The sequence below is a fragment of the Ruegeria atlantica genome (genome assembly GCF_013032005.1).
GTDB lineage: Bacteria > Pseudomonadota > Alphaproteobacteria > Rhodobacterales > Rhodobacteraceae > Ruegeria > Ruegeria atlantica_A.
Genome location: NZ_WQBE01000014.1, coordinates 87429 through 108956 on the forward strand (window position 1 = coordinate 87429; position 21528 = coordinate 108956).

At 57.4% G+C, this 21528-nt stretch carries 20 protein-coding genes and 1 riboswitch; of the genes, 8 read left to right on the forward strand and 12 right to left on the reverse strand.

Annotated elements, in window-relative coordinates; all coding sequences use genetic code 11:
• Positions 1-3 precede the first annotated feature (3 nt).
• The gene (locus tag GOX21_RS19605) at positions 4-801 is read right to left on the reverse strand and encodes an inositol monophosphatase family protein (protein ID WP_170379418.1); all 798 of its coding nucleotides are present in this window, start codon (positions 799-801) and stop codon (positions 4-6) included.
• A gap of 654 nt (positions 802-1455) precedes the next feature.
• Here GOX21_RS19605 and GOX21_RS19610 point away from each other — a divergent pair.
• On the forward strand, positions 1456-2715 hold the full coding sequence (locus GOX21_RS19610) for an aminotransferase class V-fold PLP-dependent enzyme (RefSeq protein ID WP_170379416.1): 1260 nt from the start codon (positions 1456-1458) through the stop codon (positions 2713-2715).
• Positions 2716-2766: 51 nt separating this feature from the next.
• Here GOX21_RS19610 and GOX21_RS19615 read toward each other — a convergent pair whose 3' ends face one another.
• Complete coding sequence (locus GOX21_RS19615; protein WP_170351152.1) at positions 2767-3066, reverse strand: CcdB family protein; 300 nt, start codon at positions 3064-3066, stop codon at positions 2767-2769.
• On the reverse strand, positions 3066-3296 hold the full coding sequence (locus GOX21_RS19620) for a type II toxin-antitoxin system CcdA family antitoxin (RefSeq protein WP_170379415.1): 231 nt from the start codon (positions 3294-3296) through the stop codon (positions 3066-3068). The genes GOX21_RS19615 and GOX21_RS19620 overlap by 1 nt, the downstream gene beginning before the upstream one ends.
• Positions 3297-3547: 251 nt before the next feature.
• Between GOX21_RS19620 and GOX21_RS19625 the strand changes: the two genes are divergently transcribed.
• The 4 genes from GOX21_RS19625 (at position 3548) to GOX21_RS19640 (ending at position 8158) form a co-directional block, all read left to right on the forward strand.
• Positions 3548-4588: a GDP-mannose 4,6-dehydratase gene (locus tag GOX21_RS19625; protein WP_170379413.1), complete on the forward strand. Its 1041-nt coding sequence runs from the start codon at positions 3548-3550 to the stop codon at positions 4586-4588.
• Positions 4589-4838: 250 nt separating this feature from the next.
• Positions 4839-4943, forward strand: a riboswitch (TPP riboswitch).
• A gap of 32 nt (positions 4944-4975) precedes the next feature.
• Positions 4976-5956 carry a thiamine ABC transporter substrate binding subunit gene (gene thiB / locus GOX21_RS19630; RefSeq protein ID WP_170379411.1) on the forward strand — a complete coding sequence of 327 codons (981 nt, stop codon included), beginning with the start codon at positions 4976-4978 and terminating at the stop codon, positions 5954-5956.
• Positions 5932-7479, forward strand: a complete 1548-nt coding sequence (locus GOX21_RS19635; RefSeq protein WP_170379410.1) for a thiamine/thiamine pyrophosphate ABC transporter permease ThiP — start codon at positions 5932-5934, stop codon at positions 7477-7479. The genes thiB and GOX21_RS19635 overlap by 25 nt, the downstream gene beginning before the upstream one ends.
• Positions 7466-8158 (forward strand): thiamine ABC transporter ATP-binding protein, encoded by a 693-nt coding sequence (locus GOX21_RS19640; protein ID WP_170379408.1) that lies wholly within the window; start codon positions 7466-7468, stop codon positions 8156-8158. Before GOX21_RS19635 ends, GOX21_RS19640 begins: the two co-directional genes overlap by 14 nt.
• 88 nt (positions 8159-8246) lie before the next feature.
• Here GOX21_RS19640 and speB read toward each other — a convergent pair whose 3' ends face one another.
• The 4 genes from speB to GOX21_RS19660 form a co-directional block, all read right to left on the reverse strand.
• A complete protein-coding gene (speB, locus tag GOX21_RS19645) occupies positions 8247-9212 on the reverse strand; it encodes an agmatinase (RefSeq protein ID WP_170379406.1) in 966 nt (321 codons plus the stop codon).
• A gap of 21 nt (positions 9213-9233) precedes the next feature.
• Complete coding sequence (locus GOX21_RS19650; RefSeq protein ID WP_170379404.1) at positions 9234-10514, reverse strand: TRAP transporter large permease; 1281 nt, start codon at positions 10512-10514, stop codon at positions 9234-9236.
• Complete coding sequence (locus GOX21_RS19655) at positions 10511-11116, reverse strand: TRAP transporter small permease (protein ID WP_170379402.1); 606 nt, start codon at positions 11114-11116, stop codon at positions 10511-10513. Before GOX21_RS19655 ends, GOX21_RS19650 begins: the two co-directional genes overlap by 4 nt.
• 75 nt (positions 11117-11191) lie before the next feature.
• Positions 11192-12208 carry a TRAP transporter substrate-binding protein gene (locus tag GOX21_RS19660; RefSeq protein ID WP_170379400.1) on the reverse strand — a complete coding sequence of 339 codons (1017 nt, stop codon included), beginning with the start codon at positions 12206-12208 and terminating at the stop codon, positions 11192-11194.
• Between the two features lie 148 nt (positions 12209-12356).
• Between GOX21_RS19660 and GOX21_RS19665 the strand changes: the two genes are divergently transcribed.
• Positions 12357-13256: a LysR family transcriptional regulator gene (locus tag GOX21_RS19665; RefSeq protein WP_170379398.1), complete on the forward strand. Its 900-nt coding sequence runs from the start codon at positions 12357-12359 to the stop codon at positions 13254-13256.
• 4 nt (positions 13257-13260) lie between these two features.
• Here GOX21_RS19665 and GOX21_RS19670 read toward each other — a convergent pair whose 3' ends face one another.
• Entirely contained in the window at positions 13261-13962 is a 702-nt protein-coding gene (locus tag GOX21_RS19670) for a GntR family transcriptional regulator (RefSeq protein ID WP_170351141.1), read from the reverse strand.
• Positions 13963-14100: 138 nt separating this feature from the next.
• Between GOX21_RS19670 and GOX21_RS19675 the strand changes: the two genes are divergently transcribed.
• Positions 14101-15837 (forward strand): thiamine pyrophosphate-binding protein, encoded by a 1737-nt coding sequence (locus tag GOX21_RS19675; protein ID WP_170379396.1) that lies wholly within the window; start codon positions 14101-14103, stop codon positions 15835-15837.
• Between the two features lie 110 nt (positions 15838-15947).
• On the forward strand, positions 15948-16217 hold the full coding sequence (locus tag GOX21_RS19680) for a spike base protein, RCAP_Rcc01079 family (protein ID WP_226689899.1): 270 nt from the start codon (positions 15948-15950) through the stop codon (positions 16215-16217).
• 85 nt (positions 16218-16302) lie between these two features.
• On the opposite strand, the gene GOX21_RS19685 is transcribed toward GOX21_RS19680, so the two are convergent.
• The 4 genes from GOX21_RS19685 to GOX21_RS19700 all read right to left on the reverse strand — a co-directional run.
• Complete coding sequence (locus GOX21_RS19685; RefSeq protein WP_170379929.1) at positions 16303-17469, reverse strand: nucleotide sugar dehydrogenase; 1167 nt, start codon at positions 17467-17469, stop codon at positions 16303-16305.
• 161 nt (positions 17470-17630) lie between these two features.
• Complete coding sequence (locus GOX21_RS19690; protein WP_170485420.1) at positions 17631-19046, reverse strand: polysaccharide biosynthesis/export family protein; 1416 nt, start codon at positions 19044-19046, stop codon at positions 17631-17633.
• Positions 19036-19698, reverse strand: a complete 663-nt coding sequence (locus tag GOX21_RS19695; protein ID WP_170379923.1) for a YjbF family lipoprotein — start codon at positions 19696-19698, stop codon at positions 19036-19038. Before GOX21_RS19695 ends, GOX21_RS19690 begins: the two co-directional genes overlap by 11 nt.
• The coding region (locus GOX21_RS19700) for a YjbH domain-containing protein (protein ID WP_170379921.1) at positions 19695-21528 on the reverse strand (1834 nt) is incomplete at its 5' end. The genes GOX21_RS19695 and GOX21_RS19700, both read right to left, overlap by 4 nt.

The window sequence follows — 21528 nt, forward strand, 5'->3', positions numbered from 1 at the left end:
AGCCTAACCGTTCACTTTATCCAGCATTTCCGCATGCAGTTCAGGCGTTGCGGCCGAGATCACCCGACCATCCGAGTTCAGGTCGAGGGGCTTGCCATTCCAGTCGGTCATCACTCCACCTGCGGTCTCAACAACGGCCAGAACAGGCAAGAAGTCATAAGGCTGCAAGTCATAATCAATCACTGCATCCACATGCCCTGCTGCCAGCAGGGCATGCGGGTAGCAGTCATAGGCGAACCGGCGGGTCTGCCCGGATTGCATCAGTTTCGCGAATAAAGCGGGATGATCGCGATAGATCTTGTCGCCTTCGTTCACAAACAGGATGGATTGATCCAACCGCGTCTTTTTTGACGTTGCGATGGCATTGCCATTCAGAGTCGCGCCCTGACCGGAAACGCCTACAAACACCTCATTCAACGCAGGCATACCGATCACTCCGATATCCGGCTTGCCATTAACCAGATGCCCCAGCAAGAAGCCGAACAGCGGATGCCCCGAAAGGAACGATCTTGTGCCATCAATCGGGTCAATGATCCAAACTTCACGACAATTCTGCCCCTCAAACCCGTGCTCTTCACCAAAGATACCATGATCCGGGAAATGCTGCTCTAGGTAAGTGCGCACCTGGGTTTCAACACCTTTATCGGCCTGTGTAACCGGGCTTTCATCCGACTTGAATTCAACACCCAACCTACCGCGAAAATACCCTCGTGCCGCAGTATTGGCTATGTCGGCAACCGCCATCGCATGCGTTACCAGATCAGCCATTTCGGTATTTTGTGAGCTTGTTGGATTCAACATCCAGGTCCGTCCTGTCTAGTGATGGATTGCGGGGCTAGGGCAGCAATAATTGGGAAAGGTCATGCGGGCTCTAGCAGAATTACAATTAAGTTCGATCGCATTTCTTGAATTTGCATCAACGTCCAACATCTGCGCATAGCCGTGCCCCGTGGTGGCGCCCAGCTTCCTTTCGGGCGGTCGAGCTTCACCTTTAGAATCTCGGACATCTCCCGCTATTCCGACGCACTGATAGCCCTCGGCACACTGCATCACGCTGTGCAAGTCAACAATCCAATCCTGAAGTTCCAGGCTGTCGTCTTCTTGTAACATCAGATTCCGGCTTTTTGACATCATTCTTCCCTATAGTTCCACAAAAACATACAATTTCAACCCAATTATCCTGAATTTATTTGTTTAATGTGGGTTTTTAAGGGATATTGCGCTCACTCTTTAGGCGATCCGGCAAGACTTCGCATGATTATCGGCGTCGCTCTCGTTGGCAATACCTCTAGATAGTTATGGCGGTGGCAGACTGTCTGATGTCGCCAACGCGCCAGACGGCCGCCAATCTGCTCGACAATCCTTGGGTTACAGAGACAAAGCTGGCAGACACTTGAATGACCGCTCACACTCTGATCGCACCCCGCGCGCTTTGAAAAACTACAGGACAGACCCATGATCCAGAACAACCCAGCCCTCATCGATGCGATCCGCGACCGGTTTAACCATGTCGAAAGCTGCCCGTTTCAAGGCGAGCGAATTTTTTTTGAAAACGCAGGCGGTGCGTTGACATTGAAAACAGTCACCGAAACCTCGGCTTTTTATGCTGCGATCCCAGACAACCCCGGGCGCATCAACCCGGCGGGGCAGGGGACACAGAATGTGATCAACAAGGCCAAGGGTGACTTGGCGGTATTCATGAACGCCTCGGGCGGGCAGTTCTTTGCCGGTGAAAGCGGGACAGAGTTGCTGTTCCGGATGATCCGCACCGCCTGTCTGGCCGCGCCCAAGGGGTCCAAGGTGATCGGGTCGTCCATAGAACACCCTGCCACCCGCAGCGCTGCGCACCGCTGGGCCGAGATTGCGGGACTGGACTACGTAATTGTGCCGCATAATGACGAAACCGGGCTGGTCACACCCGAGGATTACACTGCGCTGATGACACCCGATGTGGCGGTGGCAACAATCCTGCATGCCTCACCGGTGACAGGTATGGGAATGGATGTGGTGGCGATTTCCTCCGCGATCCGCTCGGTCGCACCGGATTGCATGATCATCGTCGATGGCATTCAGCACGCTGCCCACGGGCAACTGGATCTGGATGCCTACAATGTTGATGGCTATGCGATCTCGCCCTACAAGGTGTTTTCGCGCCATGGCTATGGCATTGCCTGGATTTCTGAAAAGCTAACCAACACCCCGCATGACATGCTGATCGACGCGCCTGCGACGGGCTGGGAATTCGGCACTCGTGACACTGGATCTTATGCGACCGTCTCGGACGTGGTGTCCTATTTCGACTGGCTGGGCGGAGAGGTGTCGGACGAGACCGAGCCGCGCAAACGGATCGAGGCCGCTGGCCGTGCCATCCATGCCTATGAGACCCACCTGACCAACGCCGCCATTAATGGGACCGGAAATCTGCCTGGCCTGCGCGATATGGATCACGTCACCATTCTGGCCGGGGCTGACAATCCCGCGCGCGAAGGGTTGGTTTCAATCGTGGTCAAAGGGCATGCCTCAGAAGATGTGGTGGAGATATTGAATCAGCAGGGCATCCGCACCCACACCCGTAAGGATGACCACTATTCCGGCAACGTCCTAAAGCCACTGGGCCTGTCGGATTGCATCCGCATCTCGTTCTGCCACTACAACACCGAACAGGAAATCGCTCGTCTACTGGGTGCCATAAAGGTGCTGGGTCAGGACAACTAGCGGAGGGTTCAGTCAACCCTGATCAACAAGACTTCGGTCGCTCGACAGATATCAGAAGCCCTGCATCAGCATGTCTATGGCAACCGTGATCCGGTCGGCTTCCTCATTCAGGTTGGCGGTCTGAGATTTGAGAATTCCCACCGGAACCGCGGCCATGAATTGGGTGACCATGACAACCTGTTCGCCATGGATATCGAACACTGGATTAAGCCGGGTCGCGGGCTTTGGGGCCTTGGCCAATGGTATCAACGGGGCGACCACCCGCGTATTCAGGTCCCCAAGCAGATCGGTTTGCACATCCAGAAGATAGCCATCACCCGATGGATTCGGAAAAACATCGTATTTGGGCATCAGAAATGCCGGAAGCTGTCCAGCGGCAGGCCGTGTTGCTCAACATACGCGTTTGAGCTTTTGAGGGCTTCCGCGTTTTCTGCTTTCCACTGCTCGGCTTTGGCCTCGGCAACCGCTATACGAACACCTTCTTCGGCTGCGCGGGAAAGGTTGACCTTCAAAGCTTTGGCTTCGGACAGCAATGCGCTGTCCAGCGAAAGGTTGGTTGGTCTGCGTGATTGGGCGTTCATCAGATATGCCTCCCTTCACCCTAAGATAGGTCCATTATATATGCGCGTCAATTATGCGCATGATTAATGCTGACAACCTTTGGCGTCCGCTGCTGCCAATCCTATACAAAGGTAGATTATTGCTACGCGTTGCCTAGGTGGCGAAAGGGCACAGCAGAATACACCGCTTTCTGCGATATCTGTGGTGGTATCTTCCCTTGATCTCGCACTAAAAAGGCCCGAAATACCAAGTTTTTTACAAGGGCAACATTATGCAGAGCGTTCTCATCACCGGGTCAGCCGGTTTTATTGGCTTTCATCTGAGCAAGCTTCTGCTGGCCCAAGGGTACCACGTAGTGGGGTTGGACTCTCTGAACGATTATTATGATGTGTCGTTGAAAAAGGCCCGCCACGACATGCTGGAGCGCGAACCCAATGGTAAGAATTTTTCGCCCGTCATTGGCAAGGTCGAAACCCCCGGCCTGATGATGGAGCTGTTCGGGGAACATGGTTTTGACTATGTCATTCACCTCGCTGCCCAAGCTGGGGTGCGCTATTCGATCGAGAATCCGCGCTCGTATCTGGAAAGCAATGTGATAGGGACTTTCGAAATTCTGGAAGCGGCGCGGGCGCATCCGCCCAAACACATGCTGTTGGCTTCGACTTCTTCGGCCTTTGGCGCCAATACCGAGATGCCCTATAAGGAAACCCAACGCGCCGATCATCAGATGTCGTTCTACGCGGCCACCAAGAAATCGACCGAAAGCATGGCCCATTCCTATGCGCATCTGTTCGATTTGCCGATCACCATGTTCCGGTTTTTCACCGTCTATGGCCCTTGGGGTCGCCCGGACATGGCGCTGTTCAAATTCACCAAAGCGATCCTCGAGGGCAATGCGATCGACGTCTATAATCACGGTGACATGAAACGCGACTTTACCTATGTCGAAGATTTGGTTGAGGCGATCCGCCTGCTGATGGACGCCGTCCCTGTGCGCCCCGCAGACGGCAATGTTCGAGAAGGGGACAGTTTGTCACCGGTCGCCCCCCATCGAGTGGTGAATATCGGCAACAATGATGCGGTACAGCTGACCGCGTTTATTGAAGCCATCGAAACGGCCACTGGCATCAAGGCGAATAAAAACATGATGCCGATGCAGCCCGGTGACGTACCCGCAACTTGGGCCGATGCATCGCTGCTCAGGGAATTGACCGGTTATCAACCAAGGACTTCGGTCGAAGATGGTGTGGCTGAGTTTGTTAAGTGGTACCGCGACTTTTATCGTCCCAACGCGGCTGGGACCGAAAGGTAAGATGGTTAGCCTTAAGGCCTAAAAGATTGGTGGCCGTCCTCTCAGTTTTGAGGTTCGGCCTCTGAAATTCTTAAGGGTAAAAACGCAAACCGTTCCAGTACCTAGAACGTAGTTCAAAACCTTTCCCTCGGTGATTGTTCCACAAGGCGATTATGTTGCGCATCTCTCAGTCCAGCTGAACGGATGCCAATTTGAGCATCCAAAAAACACTTTAACCCGGTTGTCTTTTCGTCCGTTCCAACCTACTGACAACCTCACCTCGGGGTGCGTGGCCTGCCGCGCTGAGATGCCTTTGGCGAACCCGTAGAACCTGAACCGGCTAGAACCGGCGGAGGGAAAGGTAACGGTTTCATCCACCCTTGCCCTCTCGCCGCAATGGAGGATGACATGAAACATCTGATGATTGCTGCGGGACTTCTGAGCGCAACAGCGGCTGTCGCGGCCGACAAACCTCAGCTGACCGTTTACACCTATGACAGCTTTGTCTCGGACTGGGGTCCGGGCCCGAAAGTAGAAGAATCTTTCGAAGCAGTATGCAACTGTGATCTGAACCTTGTGGGCGTCGAAGATGGCGCGGCGCTGTTGTCGCGTCTTCGGCTTGAGGGAGAAAACACGGACGCCGATGTGGTGCTTGGGCTGGACACCGGCCTGATCGCAGCGGCCAAGGAAACTGGCTTGTTTGCTCCCAACCCGGTCAGCGCCGATTATACCCTGCCGATTGAATGGTCAGATGACGTGTTCGCGCCTTATGACTGGGGCTATTTTGCTTTTGTCCATAACGCAGATGCGGCGGCACCTGCCAATTTCCGTGAACTGGCCGAGGGTGAAACCAAGATCATTATTCAAGACCCGCGCTCGTCCACTCCGGGTCTGGGGCTGCTGTTGTGGGTCAAAGCGTCTTATGGAGACGAAGCCCCCGAAATCTGGGCCGGGCTTGCCGACAATATCGTGACCGTGACCAAAGGTTGGTCCGAGGCGTATGGCCTGTTTCTTGAGGGTGAGGCGGACATGGTGCTCAGCTACACCACATCGCCTGCTTATCACTTGATCGCCGAGGATGACGCCAGCAAAGCAGCGGCCGCCTTTGACGAAGGGCACTACATGCAGGTTGAAGTTGCGGCAAAGCTGGCCGGTACCGATCAGCCCGAACTGGCGGATCAATTTCTGGAATTCATGGTCTCGGACACCTTCCAGCAGATCATCCCGACCACCAACTGGATGTATCCGGCAGTGACCCCTGCGGCTGGCCTGCCCGAAGGGTTTGACACGTTGATCACGCCTGAGAAATCCTTGCTGTATACCCCGGATGAAGCCGCCGCCGTGCGGGATCAGGCGCTTGCGGAATGGCTGGGCGCGCTCAGCCAGTAAGCCCTTGGCCGGGTGTTGGCGCAGCGGCACTGGTTGCTGCGCTGATATTGGGCACATTGGCCGCGGTAGCCCTGCGCGCTGATACAGCGGGTGGGTTGGGTCCGGCCGATTGGGCGGCGCTGCGCTTTACGTTGGTTCAGGCGGTGTTGTCTGCGCTGTTGAGTGTCGGGTTGGCTATTCCGGTCGCCCGGGCACTGGCGCGGCGTCGGTTTAGTGGACGGTCTGCCCTGATCGCCCTATTGGGCGCCCCCTTTATCCTGCCGGTCATCGTCGCGATCCTTGGGTTGTTGCAGGTTTTCGGACGTGCAGGCTGGATTTCAGATTTTTTAGGTCTGTTTGGCCTGCCACCGCTTCGTATTTACGGGTTGCACGGGGTGGTTCTGGCCCATGTATTTTTCAACCTGCCTCTGGCCACGCGGCTGATCCTGCAGGCGTGGCAGGAAATTCCGGCAGAAAGATTTCGGTTGGCCGCGCAATTGGGGTGCGATGGCTTTGCCATGTTCCGTCTGATCGAACTGCCAATGTTAAGGCGCATTCTGCCAAGTGTTCTGGCCGTAATCTTTGCGATTTGCCTGACTAGCTTTGCCGTCGCGTTGACTCTTGGCGGAGGGCCCCGCGCAACGACACTTGAACTCGCGATCTATCAATCCTTTACCTACGATTTCGACCTTGGCCGCGCGGCGTTGCTTTCTGCGGTGCAACTGGCTTTGACCGCTGCTGCCGCAATGGCTGCGCTGAAATTTTCGCGTGGTGACGGGTTCGGTGCAGGGTTGGACCGCGCGATACAACGATGGGATGGCGGCGCGCCCGCAATTGATGCGTGCTGGATCGGGCTCGCGGCAGCGTTTCTGCTTCTTCCTTTGGCGGCAGTGGCGATCTCTGGCCTATCTGGGTTGCTCGAAATGCCTGCCTTGGTGTTCCGTGCGGCGGTGATATCGGTTCTGGTTGCCACCGCCAGTACGATTGTTTTGTTGATGCTTGCACTGCCGATGGCCATGGCCGTTGCAACCGGTCGTCACGGGATTGTTGAGCTTAGCGGTATTCTGGGGCTGGCGGCTTCACCGTTGGTGATTGGCACCGGGCTGTTTATTCTGATCCGCCCCATCGCTAATCCAGTAACACTGGCATTGCCGGTAACCGCGCTGGTGAATGCCGTCATGGCCTTGCCCTTCGCGCTACGCATTCTGGTGCCGGCGGCCCGCGACGTGGTGGCGCGACACGGACGGCTTGCCCTGTCGCTGGACATGGACAAGAAAACATTCTTTTCCCGCGTCCTGTTGCCGCGCATGCGCCCACAGATCCGCTTTGCCACGGGTTTGTCAGCCGCGCTGTCGATGGGAGATCTGGGAGTTATTGCCCTGTTCGCCGATCCACAGATCGCGACCTTGCCCTTGCAGATCTATCGATTGATGGGGGCGTATCAGATGCAAGCGGCGGCCGGGGCAGCTCTGTTGCTGTTGTTACTGTCGATGGGGGCATTCTGGCTTTTGGATCGCGGAGGGCGGTTGCATGCTGAAACTTAAAGGCTGCGTAATCGAGAACGGAAAATTTTCGTTGCGTGCTGATTTTGCCGTCGAGACCGGTGCCAGTGTAGCCATTATTGGGCCGTCTGGCGCGGGAAAGTCGACACTGCTTGAGGCGATTGCCGGGTTTCGTGACCTCAAACAGGGAAAGATATTCTGGGACGGAGACCTTATATCCAACCGCGCCCCTGGCAAGCGCCCTTTGGCGATGCTGTTTCAGGATGGCAACCTATTCCCACATCTGACGGTCGAACAGAATATCGCTTTGGGCTTGCGCCCGAACGGGCGGTTGACGGTTGATGAGCGATCTCAGGTCCAAACCGCACTAGATCGGGTTGCCCTGCCGGGTCTGGGTGATCGCAAGCCAGCCGAACTGTCTGGAGGTCAGCAAAGCCGGGTCGCATTAGCCCGGGTTCTTGTGCAGCGCCGTCAGATGTTGCTGCTGGACGAACCGTTTGCGGCGCTGGGGCCGGCACTGAAGGCTGAAATGCTTGATCTTGTGGCTGGGTTGCTGGCGGAAACCGGAACGACCCTGCTTATGGTCAGCCACGACCCGCAGGACGCGCGCCGCATTACCGGCCAGACGGTTCTTGTGTCTAACGAGCAGGCACATCCTCCTGCGCCGACCCGGGACCTTTTGGACAATCCACCGCCCAGCCTGCGCGACTATTTGGGGTAGGGACATTGGATGGAAACCTGCGAAAGGAAACTCGCAGCCCGGCGCGTAGTTGAAAGGTTTCTGCACGCCGGACTGACAGGGAGGGACCTTATTTCCGGTTGTGGAAAATGAACCCGAGGAAGTTCAGCAGCAATTGAGCCGCAAGAATCTGTGTACTTTCGGTCTGGTCATAGGCAGGGGCGACCTCAACCAGATCAATGCCAACCACATTACCGCGTTTACTGAGCCCCTGAACGATTTCCAGGACATCATAGTACTGGAACCCGCCATGGCTGGGTGTCCCTGTTCCGGGCGCAATCGACGGGCAGAACGCGTCGATATCTATGGTGACGTAATAACGCGCACCTTCGGGGATACGATCCAAAACGCCCTCAGTTCCCAGTTTACGCACCTGTCGTACGGATAGGATATCTGAACCCCGCGCCCGCGCGTCGTCATAACCTTCTTTCGCGGTTGAGGACACGTTGCGGATGCCCAGTTGGGTCATGCCCGAGACATAGTTTTTTTCGATTGCCCGACGCATCGGGTTACCATGACCATCGGTGACGCCTTTGCGTTCGTCGACAAAGTCCAGATGCGCATCGATCTGGATCACGTGGATAGGTCCGTTCTTTGCGCAATCTTCTTCAAAGGCGCGGATGCACGGAATGTTGATCGAGTGATCTCCACCGATAGTCACCGGCAGAGCGCCCGCATCGAGGATTTTCTTCACACCGTATTCGATGTTGGCGTGGCTTTCCTCGGTCTTGGTATGGATGATGTCGGCATCGCCCAGATCGACGATGCGCACATCGCTGGCCAGATAGGTTGCGTCATCCTCGTGGTCATAGGCACCGGCGTGGCCAAAGCTGAACAGGGTTGACGCTTCGCGCACAGCGCGCGGCCCAAACCGGGCACCGGATCGAAACTGACACCCGAAATCGAAAGGTGCACCAAGGACGGCGACATCGGCGTCGATCTCATCCCAATTCTCGACATAAGGTTTTTTGCCAAAAGTCGCGATGCCGACAAAAGGCAGGTTCAGACGACCAGATTCATAGCCATGACCCGACATGATTTCTCCGTTTCTTATGAGTTATCGGTACGCCAATTCCGGCAGGAACAGCGCGATTTGAGGGAAAGCCATCAACAGCCCGGTCACGACCAAAAGGATGATCAGAAAGGGCGGCACGCCGCGGACCACCTCGACAAAGGGGCGGCGGAATACGGCGATGGCGGTGAACAGGTTGCAGCCAAAGGGGGGTGTGGCGGCTCCGATGGCGACTTGCAGTGTGATCAGAACGCCAACCAGTACCGGGTCTAACCCACTGGTCTTGATCATCGGCGCAAAGATCGGAACTAGGATCAGGATCACCACGATCGAGTCAACGAACATGCAGCCGAGGAAGAAGGCCACGTTGATCGCCAGCAACACCATAAGCGGGCTGGCTTGTTCCAGCCCCAGCGCTGCGATGATAGTCTGCGGCACTTGGGCAAAGCTAAGTGTCCAGCTAAAGGCGGCTCCGGCGGCAATCAGGATAAACACGACGGACGTGATGGCCCCTGTGGACAGGGCAATATCGAACAGGTCTCCGACCTTGATCGAGCGAAAGATCACAACCTCGAGGATCACAGCATAAAGCACGCAGATTGCCGCCGCTTCGGTGGGTGAGAACACGCCGCCATAGATGCCTCCGACGATGATCGCCGGAAATCCCATCGGCCACAGGGCTTTGCGCAACGCGGTAAAGCGCTGTCCCCACCCCTCGCGAGGCAGAACTGGGATTTCGTGACGGTAAGCGTACACCATGCAATAGGCCGAGAATAACACTACGATCAGCAACCCGGGCAAGATGCCCGCGATGAAAAGCTGCGAAATCGACGTCCCCGAGACCACGCCATAGATGATCATGCCGATGGATGGCGGGATCAGATAGGCCAGATCAGCGGCATTTACGATCAACCCGATCGAAAAGCTGTCGCTATAGCCAGATTTCAGCATCCGCGGCCGCATCGCACCGCCAATGGCCACCACCGTCGCCTGGGTTGACCCACACACAGCTCCGAACAAGGCGCAGGCCGAGGTGACGGAAATTGCCAGGCCGCCTTTGATATGGCCCATGAAACTCATCACAAGATCGATAAGCCGATTGGCGGAATGTCCTCGCGTGATGATATCAGCGGCCAAAATGAACATCGGCACCGCGATCAGCGCAGCCGGCTTCACGCCCCCGATCATCTGCTGGATCAGGATTTGCATGTTCATTTCAGGGAAGTAGACGAGAAACCCCAGCACAGCCGCCGAAATCAAGGGCATTTTCATTGGAAAGCCTGCCAGCAGCAGGACGATCATTACAACCAGCATCAACTCGGTCATTTGTCCGCCTCCGCAGTATCTTGGAATTTCTTGATGGCCGACGCAGTTTCCGGATCTTCATAGCTGTCAATTTCGAGGTACGAGACATAGACGTCCTCGTCAGCGAAGTTCAGGTTCCGGATCGCAGTCAGCAGGTATTGGAACGAGGCCAGTGCCAATCCGATCACCACCCAGACATAGGTCAGGTACAGCGGCAGCTGCAGCGCTGGGGTGATCCGCCCGCGCGAGGCGACTTTCTGCACATATTCAAACGCGTACCAGGCCAGCACACCCATCACGATGGCTGTGGTGGTGGCGATCACCACCATCAGGCCTTTGCGCAGTTTGACTGGCAGGGCGTCATAGATGGCTGACATTCGGATGTGGATGCCCTTACGTGTGGCGTAGCCCAGTCCCATGAAGGTGACGATCACAATTAGAAACTCGTTCAGCTCTTCCGAAAAATAGATGGATTGGTTGAACACATATCGCCCAAAGACATTGGCGATGGTGTTCACGGCCATCAGGGTGGTCCCCCAGCCCAGGATCCAGATTTCGATCCGTCCGATGACGGCGTCAATCTTTCCCAGCAAGCCGAAGGGAGTGGCAGTATTGCTTTGCATAGTTTCCCCCCTTTGAAAGCCCCCACGCGCAAGGCGCGTGAGGTAGTTTTGAGTGAGTGAGTGGGTGGGGAGGGATCAGTTGCCCGACAGTTCCGCCTGCAGCGCGTCCAGCAGTTCCTGACCACGGTCGCCAACCGTGTTGACATAGGCGGCAGAGGTGCCCGTGCTACGCTCACGGAAGGCGTCACGCTCGTCCTCGGTCAGAACGACCAGGCCAATGTCAGGTTTGGCTTCTTTGATGATATCCAGACGTTTTTGGTTAAAATCAGTGACGACGCCATCAATGAACCCTGTCATGTCGGCCATGGTGTCGCGCACAAGTTGCTGGCGGTCGGGGTTGAGGGTTTCAAACCAGTCCGAACCGGCAACGACGGTGGTGACAAGCTCTTGCTCACCGGCCCAGATCAGGTGGCTGGTGACCTCATAGAACTTCATCTCTTCGATGGTCGGGATCGGATTGACCTGACCGTCAACTGCGCCCAGTTGCAGCGCGCCGAAAACTTCGCCAAACGGCAGCGGTGTCGGGCTGGCGCCCATGTTTTTATAGGTCTCCAGCAGGATCGGCGACACCATTACCCGCATCTTGAAGTTGTCAAAGTCTTCGGGCGTGCGGATTTCGCGGTTGGTGGTCCAGACCTGCGGCCCTTCGGAATACATGGTCATAACTTCCAGACCACGCTGGCGGAAGTCATCGTTCAGCGGACCGTAGATGGTTTCCGAGCTGCTGAGGATGTTCGAAATCGCGGCCGGATCGGATGGCAGCAAGTAGGGGAGCAGGAAAACCTGGCTTTCTGGCACCACGGTGCCAAGATTGCCAATCGATACGTTGGTGAACTGGATGACACCGTCGGCGGCCTGTTCAACCGTTTCGGTCGGTGTGCCCAGCGTGCCCATCGGATAGACGGTCACGGTCACTTCACCATCGGTGGCGGCTTCGATGCGTGATTTGAACTCCTGCGCGTAGGCATCCATGATCGAGCCCGGAATCTCTTCGATTGCGAACTTCCAATCCTCGGCCAAGGCGGCGAGAGGGGTCAGACCCAGCAATGCTGCTGCGGCAGTTATCTTGAGGGGACGAGAGGTCAAGGTCATGTTGGTTTCTTCCCTGTTGCCTTATTGGGTTTAGTCTTCAGGGATCAGGACAGCATAGAAAATTACACAAAAAAATATCATCTTGTTTATGTTCACATGAGGTATTTTTATGTAAATAACACCACGACTCCCGAAAGGCGGATAAGCGTTGAAACTGCTTAGAAATACTCTGCTTGAAACCTTCGTGACCGTGGTCGAATGCGGTGGATTTACGGATGCGCAATACGCATTGGGCATTACGCAATCGGCGATCAGCATCCGAATCCGAGATCTGGAAACCGCGCTTGGTTATCGGATTTGCGAACGCGGCCGCGGCGGGTTTCGCCTGACGGAACGGGGCGAAATCGCCTATCGCAAAGCCGGAGACATTTTGCGCAGTGCCCGTGATTTCGACGCTGAATTGCTGGAATTGCGTGGGACCACTACTGGAGATCTGCGGATTGGTACCATTGATGCGGTCAATACATTGGCAGAGCTTAATCTGGCACAGGTCCTTAAGCGGTTTCTCGACCGCCCCAACGAAGTGCAGCTAGAGGTGGTCGTCGCATCACCAACTGAGTTAACACAGAAGCTGATTACCGGTGATTTGCATGTTGCAATCGCCCCTTTCCGCAATCAGGTCCCAGAGCTGACATACACCGAACTGTGCCAGGAAGAGCATCGTTTGTACTGTGGGCAGGATCATCCCTTGTTTGACTTACCCGACGATCAGATTGATCTGGATGTAATCTCACAGCACCAAATTTGTCAGCGCTCCTACAACATTCTGGTGTCACCGGTGCTTCAGACTGCGCAGCCAAAAGCCACCGTGGCAAATATGGAAGCAATGGCGATGATGATTGAAACCGGTCACTTTTTGGGTCCGCTACCGGTTCACTTTATCAAAAACTGGGCCCACCGCGATCGACTCAGAGAGCTTGCGCCGGACAAGCTGAACTGGAACTCAACCTTTTACCTCGCAACACGGCCATCACTGGCCCAAAGGAGGGCGGTTGAAATTCTGGTGCAAGACATCGTCAAATCCTGCAAGCGTGGTCAAGAGTCATAGCCGCTTAGGCATCGTCATCCACAAAGTAGATTTCGGCGAACGCTTTGGCGACGGCCTCGGTCGTCTCTTCGCGGCGGCGTTCGATGTGTTTTCGAATGGTATCGACTGCGATGCCTTCATCGCGGTCTGCAATATTTTGCATGATCATTAGGTGGCTGGGAATTTGGCTATTCGTCGTTTCAGCCCCACCATTCAAATACGCATTCTTTAGATCGATCAGGCGAACGAACCGGATGCGCGCATTGAGGTTCTCAAGAATACGCACAAGTTCCTGATTTTTGGACCCCTTGGCAATGTCCACATGGAATTGCTCATCCAACTCCAACAACCGCCGGGGGTCTTCGCACTGGTCATATTCCCTCAAAACCCCACGCAATGTTTCCACCAATGCGGCCAGCTGACTATCCGAGGATTTACGAATAGCCAGCCTCACAGCTTCCGTCTCAACCGCGATCCGGGCCTCATACAGGGAAAGAATCTGAGAGGGGCTAAGCGGACGGCAGAAAAATCCCCGCCTGGCCTGAAAGGTCAGGAACCCTTCGGCCACCAGCCGGTTCAGCGCTTCGCGTACAGGTGTCCGGCTGGTGCCAAAGCTTTTGGCCAGGGCAACCTCATTGATCTGGGATTCTGGTTTGAACTCAAAGTTCTCGGCCATCCTGCGCACAAGATCATAGACGCGACCAACACGATCTTCGGTTTTTGTCATCCGGTTTCCTCAAGTCAAAGATCAAGCTTGGGACTAACAGGTTTTTGCCGGGGTTTGAACTGAGTATTGACTGGTCGGCAGTACTGTATAATTAATTGTCGACAATTAGAATAAGCGACTCACGAAACGGAGGTTCATGTGTTGAAACCGGCAGAATCCATGCAGATGAACGGCGCGCAGGTCATCCTGAAGATGCTGGAGCTTCATGGTGTACGCCATGTGTTTGGCCTGCCCGGTGAAACGACAATCGGCTGGTACAAGGAATGGCGCGATCACAGCGATATCGAGTTTGTTCTGACGCGGGACGAACGCACGGCTTCTTACGCGGCCGAAGCTTATGCCAAGATCACCGGTCGACCTTGTGTTCTTGAAGCCCCAAGCCCCGGCATCACTCACTGCACACCTGGTATCACCGAGGCGTTTCTCAGCTCGGTTCCAGTGATCTTTTTCAGTTCGGACATCCCGATTAATCAGGACAAGAAACATGGGCTGACGGGTATTGATCAAACCAGGCTTTACGACAGTATCTGCAAGGAAAGCTTTGTTCTGACCAACGTCAAGGACATCCCTTTCCTGCTTCGCCGCGCCTTCCGTGTGGCAACGTCGGGGCGTCCTGCGCCCGTTCATATCCGGGTGCCGATCAACATTTACGGCGAAGAGGCTGAGATCAATGACCTCTACGCCGAGCCCGAGTACAGCCATTACCCGGCTCATCGCCCGGTCGCGAATCACAGCAAAATCCGCGCGGCCATTGATATTCTGATCAAAGCGAAAAATCCGGCCATTGTCTGCGGTCAGGGGGGGCTGATCTCCAAAGCGTCGAACGTAGTTCTAGAGCTGGCGGAACTGCTGCAAATCCCGGTCGGCACCACCACGCCGGGCAAGGGTGCCATTCCCGAAGATCACCCTCTGGCTCTACGTGTGATTGGTGGTCGGGGAGGTATGGAATATTCCAATCAGTACGTCCACGACGCCGACACGATCTTCTTCATCGGCTCAAACACCGACAGCGCCGCCACCGATCATTGGAAGCTGTATGGCGACCCAAACACAAAGACGTTCCTGCACTTGGACATCGCCGAAGCCCATATCGGTAACAATTTTCCGGTGCAGGTCGGCATGGTGGGTGATGCGCGCGCCAGTCTTGAATATATGGTTGAACTCATCCGGTCCGAACACCCCGACCTAGATCGGCCCAAGGTCGATCTGAACCCGGTCAAGAAGACCGCACTCGACAAGGTATTCAACTCCAACATCCCCATGCCCAAAGGCTCGCTATCGCCTGTACGTCTGTCGCAAGTGCTGGACAAGATCATGCCCGATGATGCCGTGGTCACCTCAGAGCCGGGCGTCAGCGCGATCTACCCTTCGGCGCTGCTGACCTTCCGCAAACCCGGGCGGCGGTACATTACCAATTATTCGATGGGGGCTTTGGGATATTCGGTTCCGGCCTGTATCGGGGCCGCCTTTGCCAATGACGGACCGGTGATTTCATTCACCGGAGATGGGTCCTTTGGGTTTGTGATCGGAGATATGGAAACGCTCAAACGATCAGGCAGGAACGTGACTGTGATCCTGACACGCAACGATACATTTGGCTGGATTCGAGGTGAAGCGATCCTTCTTGACGATGTCGACGAACCTTGGAGCACCGATTTCGGTGCAGTCGACTATGTCAAAGTGGCAGAAGGCTTCGGATTCAAAACGGCTCGCATCACCTCAGAGGCTGATATCGAGCCGATCCTGTCGGATGCCATAGCCAACCCAGGGGCAAATTTCATCGAGATCATGGTGCCATCGCAAGACAAGATCATTCCGTTTGTTCCTAACTGGGTTCGTGCTGCCCGTGAAAAGAACCTTCCGTATTTCTATTGAGGCTGGGCTATTGCATCTCTTTTGGCCGTTCCGTTCGGTGTGTTTTGGTTGTGTTAGTTGTGTTTTGTTTATGGTGTTTCTGATTGAGATGACTGAGTGAGGTTGGGTTGATGAGCATGAACCCTTTTATCAATCGCGTTTCCAGCCTTTCGGGGCCTGCGCGTGATGTTTTGCCTGTTGCGCCGTCGGATGTGGCGGATTTGTCGGATGTGGCGATTGGTCTTTATGTTGAGGCGGGCGGGGCCGTGGTGATGACCACGGTGCGAGGGGAGACGCGCACCGTTCAGGTGACGGATTTTTCGATCCTGCCGGTGGGGGTTACGCGTGTGCATGCGACCGGCACGACGGCGTCGGGCATTCATGCGCTTGTGCTGACGTAAGGTATCCGCCGTTCACGGCGCACAGCCCTGCCACCGACTTCCGGCGGCGGGGTTTTTTTGTATTCTCAAAACCTCTCTGTCGGGATCAGTCCGCGCCAAACAGATCGCGTGTGAAGACCTTGTCGCTGACATCGCGGATCTCGTCCGAGATGCGGTTGGCGAGGATCAGGTCGGCCTGCTGCTTGAAGGCGTCAAGATCGCGGATCACCGGTGAGTGGAAGAAATGATCCTCGCTCAAAACCGGTTCATAGACGATGACCTGGATGCCCTTGGCCTTGATCCGCTTCATGATGCCCTGAACCGAGCTTTGGCGGAAATTGTCGCTGCCTTCTTTCATCACCAGCCGGTAGATGCCGACGGTTTTGGGCCCTTTCATCAGAATCTGATCGCTGAGGAAATCCTTGCGGGTGCGGTTGGCATCGACGATGGCGCGGATCAGGTTCTGCGGCACATGGTTGTAATTGGCCAACAGCTGTTTGGTATCTTTGGGCAGGCAATAGCCGCCATATCCGAACGAGGGGTTATTGTAATGCGCGCCGATGCGCGGGTCGAGGCTGACGCCTTCGATGATCTGGCGCGGGTCCATGCCGCCGGCCAGGGAATAGCTGTCGAGCTCGTTGAAAAAGGCCACGCGCATGGCAAGGTAGGTATTGGCGAACAGCTTGATCGCCTCGGCCTCGTCGGGGTCGGTGAACAACACCGGCGCATCTTTTGAGACTGCTCCTTCCAGCAGCAGCTCGGCAAAGGCCTTGGCCCGGTCCGAGCGTTCGCCGACGATGATCCGGCTGGGATGCAGGTTGTCGTGCAGCGCCTGCCCCTCGCGCAGAAACTCTGGCGAGAAGATCACATTGTCGGTGCCAAACCGCGCGCGGGCATCGGTGACAAAGCCCACGGGGATGGTGGATTTGATCACGATGACAGCATCGGGGTTCACTCTGGTGACCTGGTCGATCACCGTATCGACCGAGCTGGTGTCGAAATAGTTGCTGCGCGGATCATAATTGGTCGGGGTGGCCACAACGACAAAATCTGCCCCGCCAAACGCGGCTTCGGGATCGGTGGTGGCGGTCAGGTTCAGCGTTCGGTTGGTCAGGAAGTCGGTGATATCGGCATCCTGGATCGGGCTTTCGCGCTGGTTGAGCATGTCCACGCGCGCGGCGGACACATCCAGGGCAACAACGTCGTGGTTTTGCGCCAGCAGCACGGCGTTGGACAAGCCAACATAGCCAATCCCGGCAATCGCGATCTTCATATCTTGGTTCCTTGTGTACCCAGGGTCGGCACGCCCGGTGCGACCATAATCGTGTTTTTGGTGTGTGATAAGCTTTTGAAAGACGTGAAGGCAATGAACCGGCCCGGGCGGCCAGCGCGCTTGTGCTGATTGGGCGCGATGGCGGTGCCCGGGTGGGTGTCTTAATTTACCGCGGCATTGATTGGCGTCGTGACAAGGGATGGGGTGATCTGGCTGATGGTGCGGCCCCATTTTGTGACAGGGTTTTCCGCGATGAAAATGATGTCGTTTGAGCGCAGCTGGAATTGCGCGGCCAGGGTCAGCTGTGCGGCGTTGCGGATATCAAGGTGCCAGGCGGTGACGGCGCCGAACTCGCGGGCGTCGGTTGCGGCGCGCAGCACATAAACCTCCGATGCGTCGCCGGTTTCCTTGGCGATGCCGCCGCCGGTGTCGAACAGCGCATCGGCCAGGGTGGCCGCGTGGTTGAACGGCAGGGCATAGCGGCCCTGGGTGCGGACCTCGCCGGACAGGTAGACGTAATCGCGATCGACCGCGTCCAGTTCGATGGACTGAACAAAGTTGTTGCGGCGTTCCTCCAGATCGGCGCGGCGCAGGTTGACGGCCACGTTCAGCTCTTGCAGGGCGGTCTGGCGGCCTTCCAGCACGGTCTCGCGCAGAGCGATCTGCTGGGCAAAGAAGCGCTCGGCCCGGTCCAGATCATAGTCGGTATCGACAAAGACCGAGTCATCGGCGATCAGGTTGAGGTTCTGCAAGGCGGTGCGCGCATACAGATCTTCCAGCGGGATCTGATACATCTGCCCGTCGCGGTAGATGCGCACCGAGGAATTGTCGATATCGCTGACCGAGACCGACCCGGCGGCCGACAGCGCCTCGCCCAGGGTCAGCTGGGTCAGGGTGATGGGCTGGATGCCGGGCTGGCCGACGGCGCCGCCGACCGAGACGCGGCGGGAATTGAACTCGGCAATTTCCAGGCTGAAGGTGGGGTCGATCTGGTTTTCCACCAGACGCTGGAACAGCAGCGCCTCGGCCTCATCCACGGTCAGGCCGACCAGCCGCACGCGGCCGACATCGGGGATGTTGATCGAGCCGTCATCCTGCACGGTATAGCCGTTGCGGCTGTTCTGCGCGGCCAGCAGGCCCGACAGCTCTCCGGCGGTGCCTTGGGTGGACGGGGTCGACAGCACCAGCACGTCGCCGATGCCAATGGTGTAGGGGCCGGGGTTCACTTGCGGTGGCGGGTCCAGCTGCAGCCCGGCGCGTGATCCGTCCTGGGTCGAGGGCGCCTCGGGCAGGGGGCCGGTGCCGCGCAAGCTGGTGGAGGAGCCCGATCCGGCCGACAGACCAAACACCGAAGGCAGGGTTTTGGGCGCATAAGGCGAGCGGTTGGCCACCAGCACGGTCTCGGGTGTGACCGGCACGACACGGACCTTGCCGGCATCCGACACGCCTGCGGTCACCGAGGGGCTGCGGTAGATGGTTGAACATCCGGCGATCAGGCCGCTCAGGGCCAGCGCACTGAGAAGAAGGGGGAAATGGCGCACGCGCTGTCCTTTGCTGTTCAAAATCTCAACTCTCATCGGGCACCACCTTTATGACCATGTTGCCCAGGAAATCGCCGGTCCATTGCGAGGACTGGACGATGCGGCCGGTGCTGTCCTGCACCCAGTAAATGTTGCTGAAGGTCTCGGCCACCCCATAGCAATCCTCTTGCCGCTTTTGCGCGGCAACGGGCGTGCCCTGCAACACCACCGGGTCAGACCCCAACGGGGTGATCCGGCAGCGATAGGCGTGTAGCTCGATCTCGTCATTGCCGTTGAGAAAGCTGTGGAACCGCTCGGCCCGGCCCGAACCGCCGCTCAGGATCAGCGCCGCGCTCTGGCTGACATCCGATCCGGCCAGACCGCCGCCGAACCCCTTGGCCGAGGTCAGCAGCCCCTGATCCAGCGTGATGGCGGCGCCATCCGCACTCAGCCAGGTCTGTACCCCGGCGCGCTCGGTCTCAAGCAACATGACCCCGGCCAGATCGCGGGCGGGAAAGCCGACTTCAAGCCGCGGCGGGATCGGGCGGCGCGCGGCCAGCGCCTGCGCGCGCGGATGGAACCGGGGCGCATTGGGAAACAGCGCCCCCTTCAGCAGATCGACATCTTCCTGCGCGTCGCCGCAGGAGATCAGCATCAGGGCCAGCAGGGCCAGCAGGGCCAGCAGGGCAGGGCGGCGCAGGGCTGTCATCGCCAGAACCTCCCCCAGCCGCGCGACAGGTCCTGCGCGCGGGCCTCGCGGGTGACGCCATAGAGCCGGTTGCGCACATGCAGTCGCGCGCCGCCATCGCGCAGAACGGGGCGGATGGTCTGAGCGATCTTGTTGCGCGACGGACGCCCGGTCAGCCATGAGACCGGGATTTCCAGCCGGATACCCTTGTCGAACGAGCCTTCGCCAAACTCCTCGGAACTGACATTGGTCAGGGTAAAGAAGGCACCAACCTTGAAGCCGTTGTTGAACTCGCGATCCAGCGTGAAGGTGGCGCCATAATCGCCCGCCAGGTAACGCCCGACATCGACCTGCGCGTGATACTCGCCCGGCAGATCGTAATAGGCCGAGACATGCCCGGTGGCGACGGAATAATCCTGAAAGCCGAACAGCACGTCGAAATCGCGTTGCACCGCATAATTGGCCTCGGCCCCCAACGCCAGGCGGCTGTTGGTGGGATACCACAGCAGTTCCGCCGACAGCCCGCCGAACATGGTCTCGAGATAGCCCAGCGTGGTGCGGGCATAAAGGTTCGTGCCCGGCCGCCACAGATACTCGCCGGTCATATGTTCGATCCGCAGGTTGGATTCGCGGGCATAGATCGCCCAGTCTGAGCGCACATGCGGCAGCGGCGAATCCGAGACCCGGGTGCTGTCATCCAGCGTGCTGAGGATCGGCAACCGCAGCCCGGTCGACAGGGTGAAGCCCGGCGAAAGCGTGTAATCCAGCCCCAGCGCGGCGCCCACCTCGTATCGCAGCGGGTCGTCGGGGTCGAAGAAGGAAAAGTTCAGATACGGCCCGAACCGGTAGGAGAAATGCGGGTAAGCATCCGTAAGAATGCCGCCCTGTACCAGCGGCAGCGTGTCCGACACCTCGGCCCGGGCAAAGCTGCGCCAGGCATTGTCGGGGTCGTGTTCCAGCTCATACAGGTCGTCGCGATTGACCCGCACCGCGCTCAGCGGCACGCCGTTCGACATCAGAGCGATGTCGAAATGCTCGGTCTGGGCGGGTTCTTCATTGGTCAGCACGCGGGCGGTGCGCCCCAACGCCTGGGCGGCCTGACCATAGGTGGTGTTCTCGACCCCGACCTGAACCGTATCGCCAGTCTCCGACAGATAGACCAGCCGCAACCCTTCCTGCGCCAGCGCGGCCTGCATCCGGGACCGGATGTCACCGGTCGCGCGGTCTGCTGTGGCGGCAGCGGTCTGGGATCTGGGCTGCAACGGCGGTGGCGCGGCACCTTGTCCGCCCGGCGCCACCGATTTGCGTGGGTCGACGAAATAGCTCAGCGTCAGCCCCAGCGTGGAGCCATAAAGAAAAGATGTGGTCAGCTGCGTGCCATTGTCGAACCGGTACTGGACCCCGACATTGATCGGGGATCTGACCCGGAAACTGTCGTTGACCGCTTCCTGGCTGTACAGATCGGGGGAATACTCGGCCAGAAAGGTCAGCCGGTCATTATATTGCCAGCTGGCGCCCCCAAACAGCGCCGCATCGCCACGGAACCAGTTGCCGAATTCCAGCTCACCGCCCTGACCGTTTGAATTTGGCGGCGGCCGGGTGTCGAACCGGCTGCCAAACACACCCAGCGGGTTCGAAAACGCGCCCCGCCCCGCTATGCGGCCCCAACCGATGCCACCGGTCAGCTTGAGCCGGTCCTGAATGGTCTTGGTGGCCACAAAATACTCGGCCGCATAGACGCCGGTACCGCCAAAATCGCGCAGCCCCATCACGATGGCCGGGCTGTGCCGGCTTTCCTCGCGCAACCGGAAATGGATGTCAAAGCTGCGGTCATACCGGGTGGTGTCGGGC

Coding starts and splice junctions, on each gene's coding strand:
- GOX21_RS19635 (WP_170379410.1), top strand. CDS start 5,932: ATGGCTGGGCGCGCTCAGCCAGTAAGCCCTTGGCCGGGTGTTGGCGCA.
- speB (WP_170379406.1), bottom strand. CDS start 9,212: ATGTCGGGTCATGGCTATGAATCTGGTCGTCTGAACCTGCCTTTTGTC.
- GOX21_RS19605 (WP_170379418.1), bottom strand. CDS start 801: ATGTTGAATCCAACAAGCTCACAAAATACCGAAATGGCTGATCTGGTA.
- GOX21_RS19695 (WP_170379923.1), bottom strand. CDS start 19,698: ATGACAGCCCTGCGCCGCCCTGCCCTGCTGGCCCTGCTGGCCCTGCTG.
- GOX21_RS19655 (WP_170379402.1), bottom strand. CDS start 11,116: ATGCAAAGCAATACTGCCACTCCCTTCGGCTTGCTGGGAAAGATTGAC.
- GOX21_RS19660 (WP_170379400.1), bottom strand. CDS start 12,208: ATGACCTTGACCTCTCGTCCCCTCAAGATAACTGCCGCAGCAGCATTG.
- GOX21_RS19650 (WP_170379404.1), bottom strand. CDS start 10,514: ATGACCGAGTTGATGCTGGTTGTAATGATCGTCCTGCTGCTGGCAGGC.
- GOX21_RS19610 (WP_170379416.1), top strand. CDS start 1,456: ATGATCCAGAACAACCCAGCCCTCATCGATGCGATCCGCGACCGGTTT.
- GOX21_RS19680 (WP_226689899.1), top strand. CDS start 15,948: ATGAGCATGAACCCTTTTATCAATCGCGTTTCCAGCCTTTCGGGGCCT.
- GOX21_RS19685 (WP_170379929.1), bottom strand. CDS start 17,469: ATGAAGATCGCGATTGCCGGGATTGGCTATGTTGGCTTGTCCAACGCC.
- GOX21_RS19625 (WP_170379413.1), top strand. CDS start 3,548: ATGCAGAGCGTTCTCATCACCGGGTCAGCCGGTTTTATTGGCTTTCAT.
- thiB (WP_170379411.1), top strand. CDS start 4,976: ATGAAACATCTGATGATTGCTGCGGGACTTCTGAGCGCAACAGCGGCT.
- GOX21_RS19670 (WP_170351141.1), bottom strand. CDS start 13,962: ATGACAAAAACCGAAGATCGTGTTGGTCGCGTCTATGATCTTGTGCGC.
- GOX21_RS19690 (WP_170485420.1), bottom strand. CDS start 19,046: ATGAGAGTTGAGATTTTGAACAGCAAAGGACAGCGCGTGCGCCATTTC.
- GOX21_RS19640 (WP_170379408.1), top strand. CDS start 7,466: ATGCTGAAACTTAAAGGCTGCGTAATCGAGAACGGAAAATTTTCGTTG.
- GOX21_RS19620 (WP_170379415.1), bottom strand. CDS start 3,296: ATGAACGCCCAATCACGCAGACCAACCAACCTTTCGCTGGACAGCGCA.
- GOX21_RS19615 (WP_170351152.1), bottom strand. CDS start 3,066: ATGCCCAAATACGATGTTTTTCCGAATCCATCGGGTGATGGCTATCTT.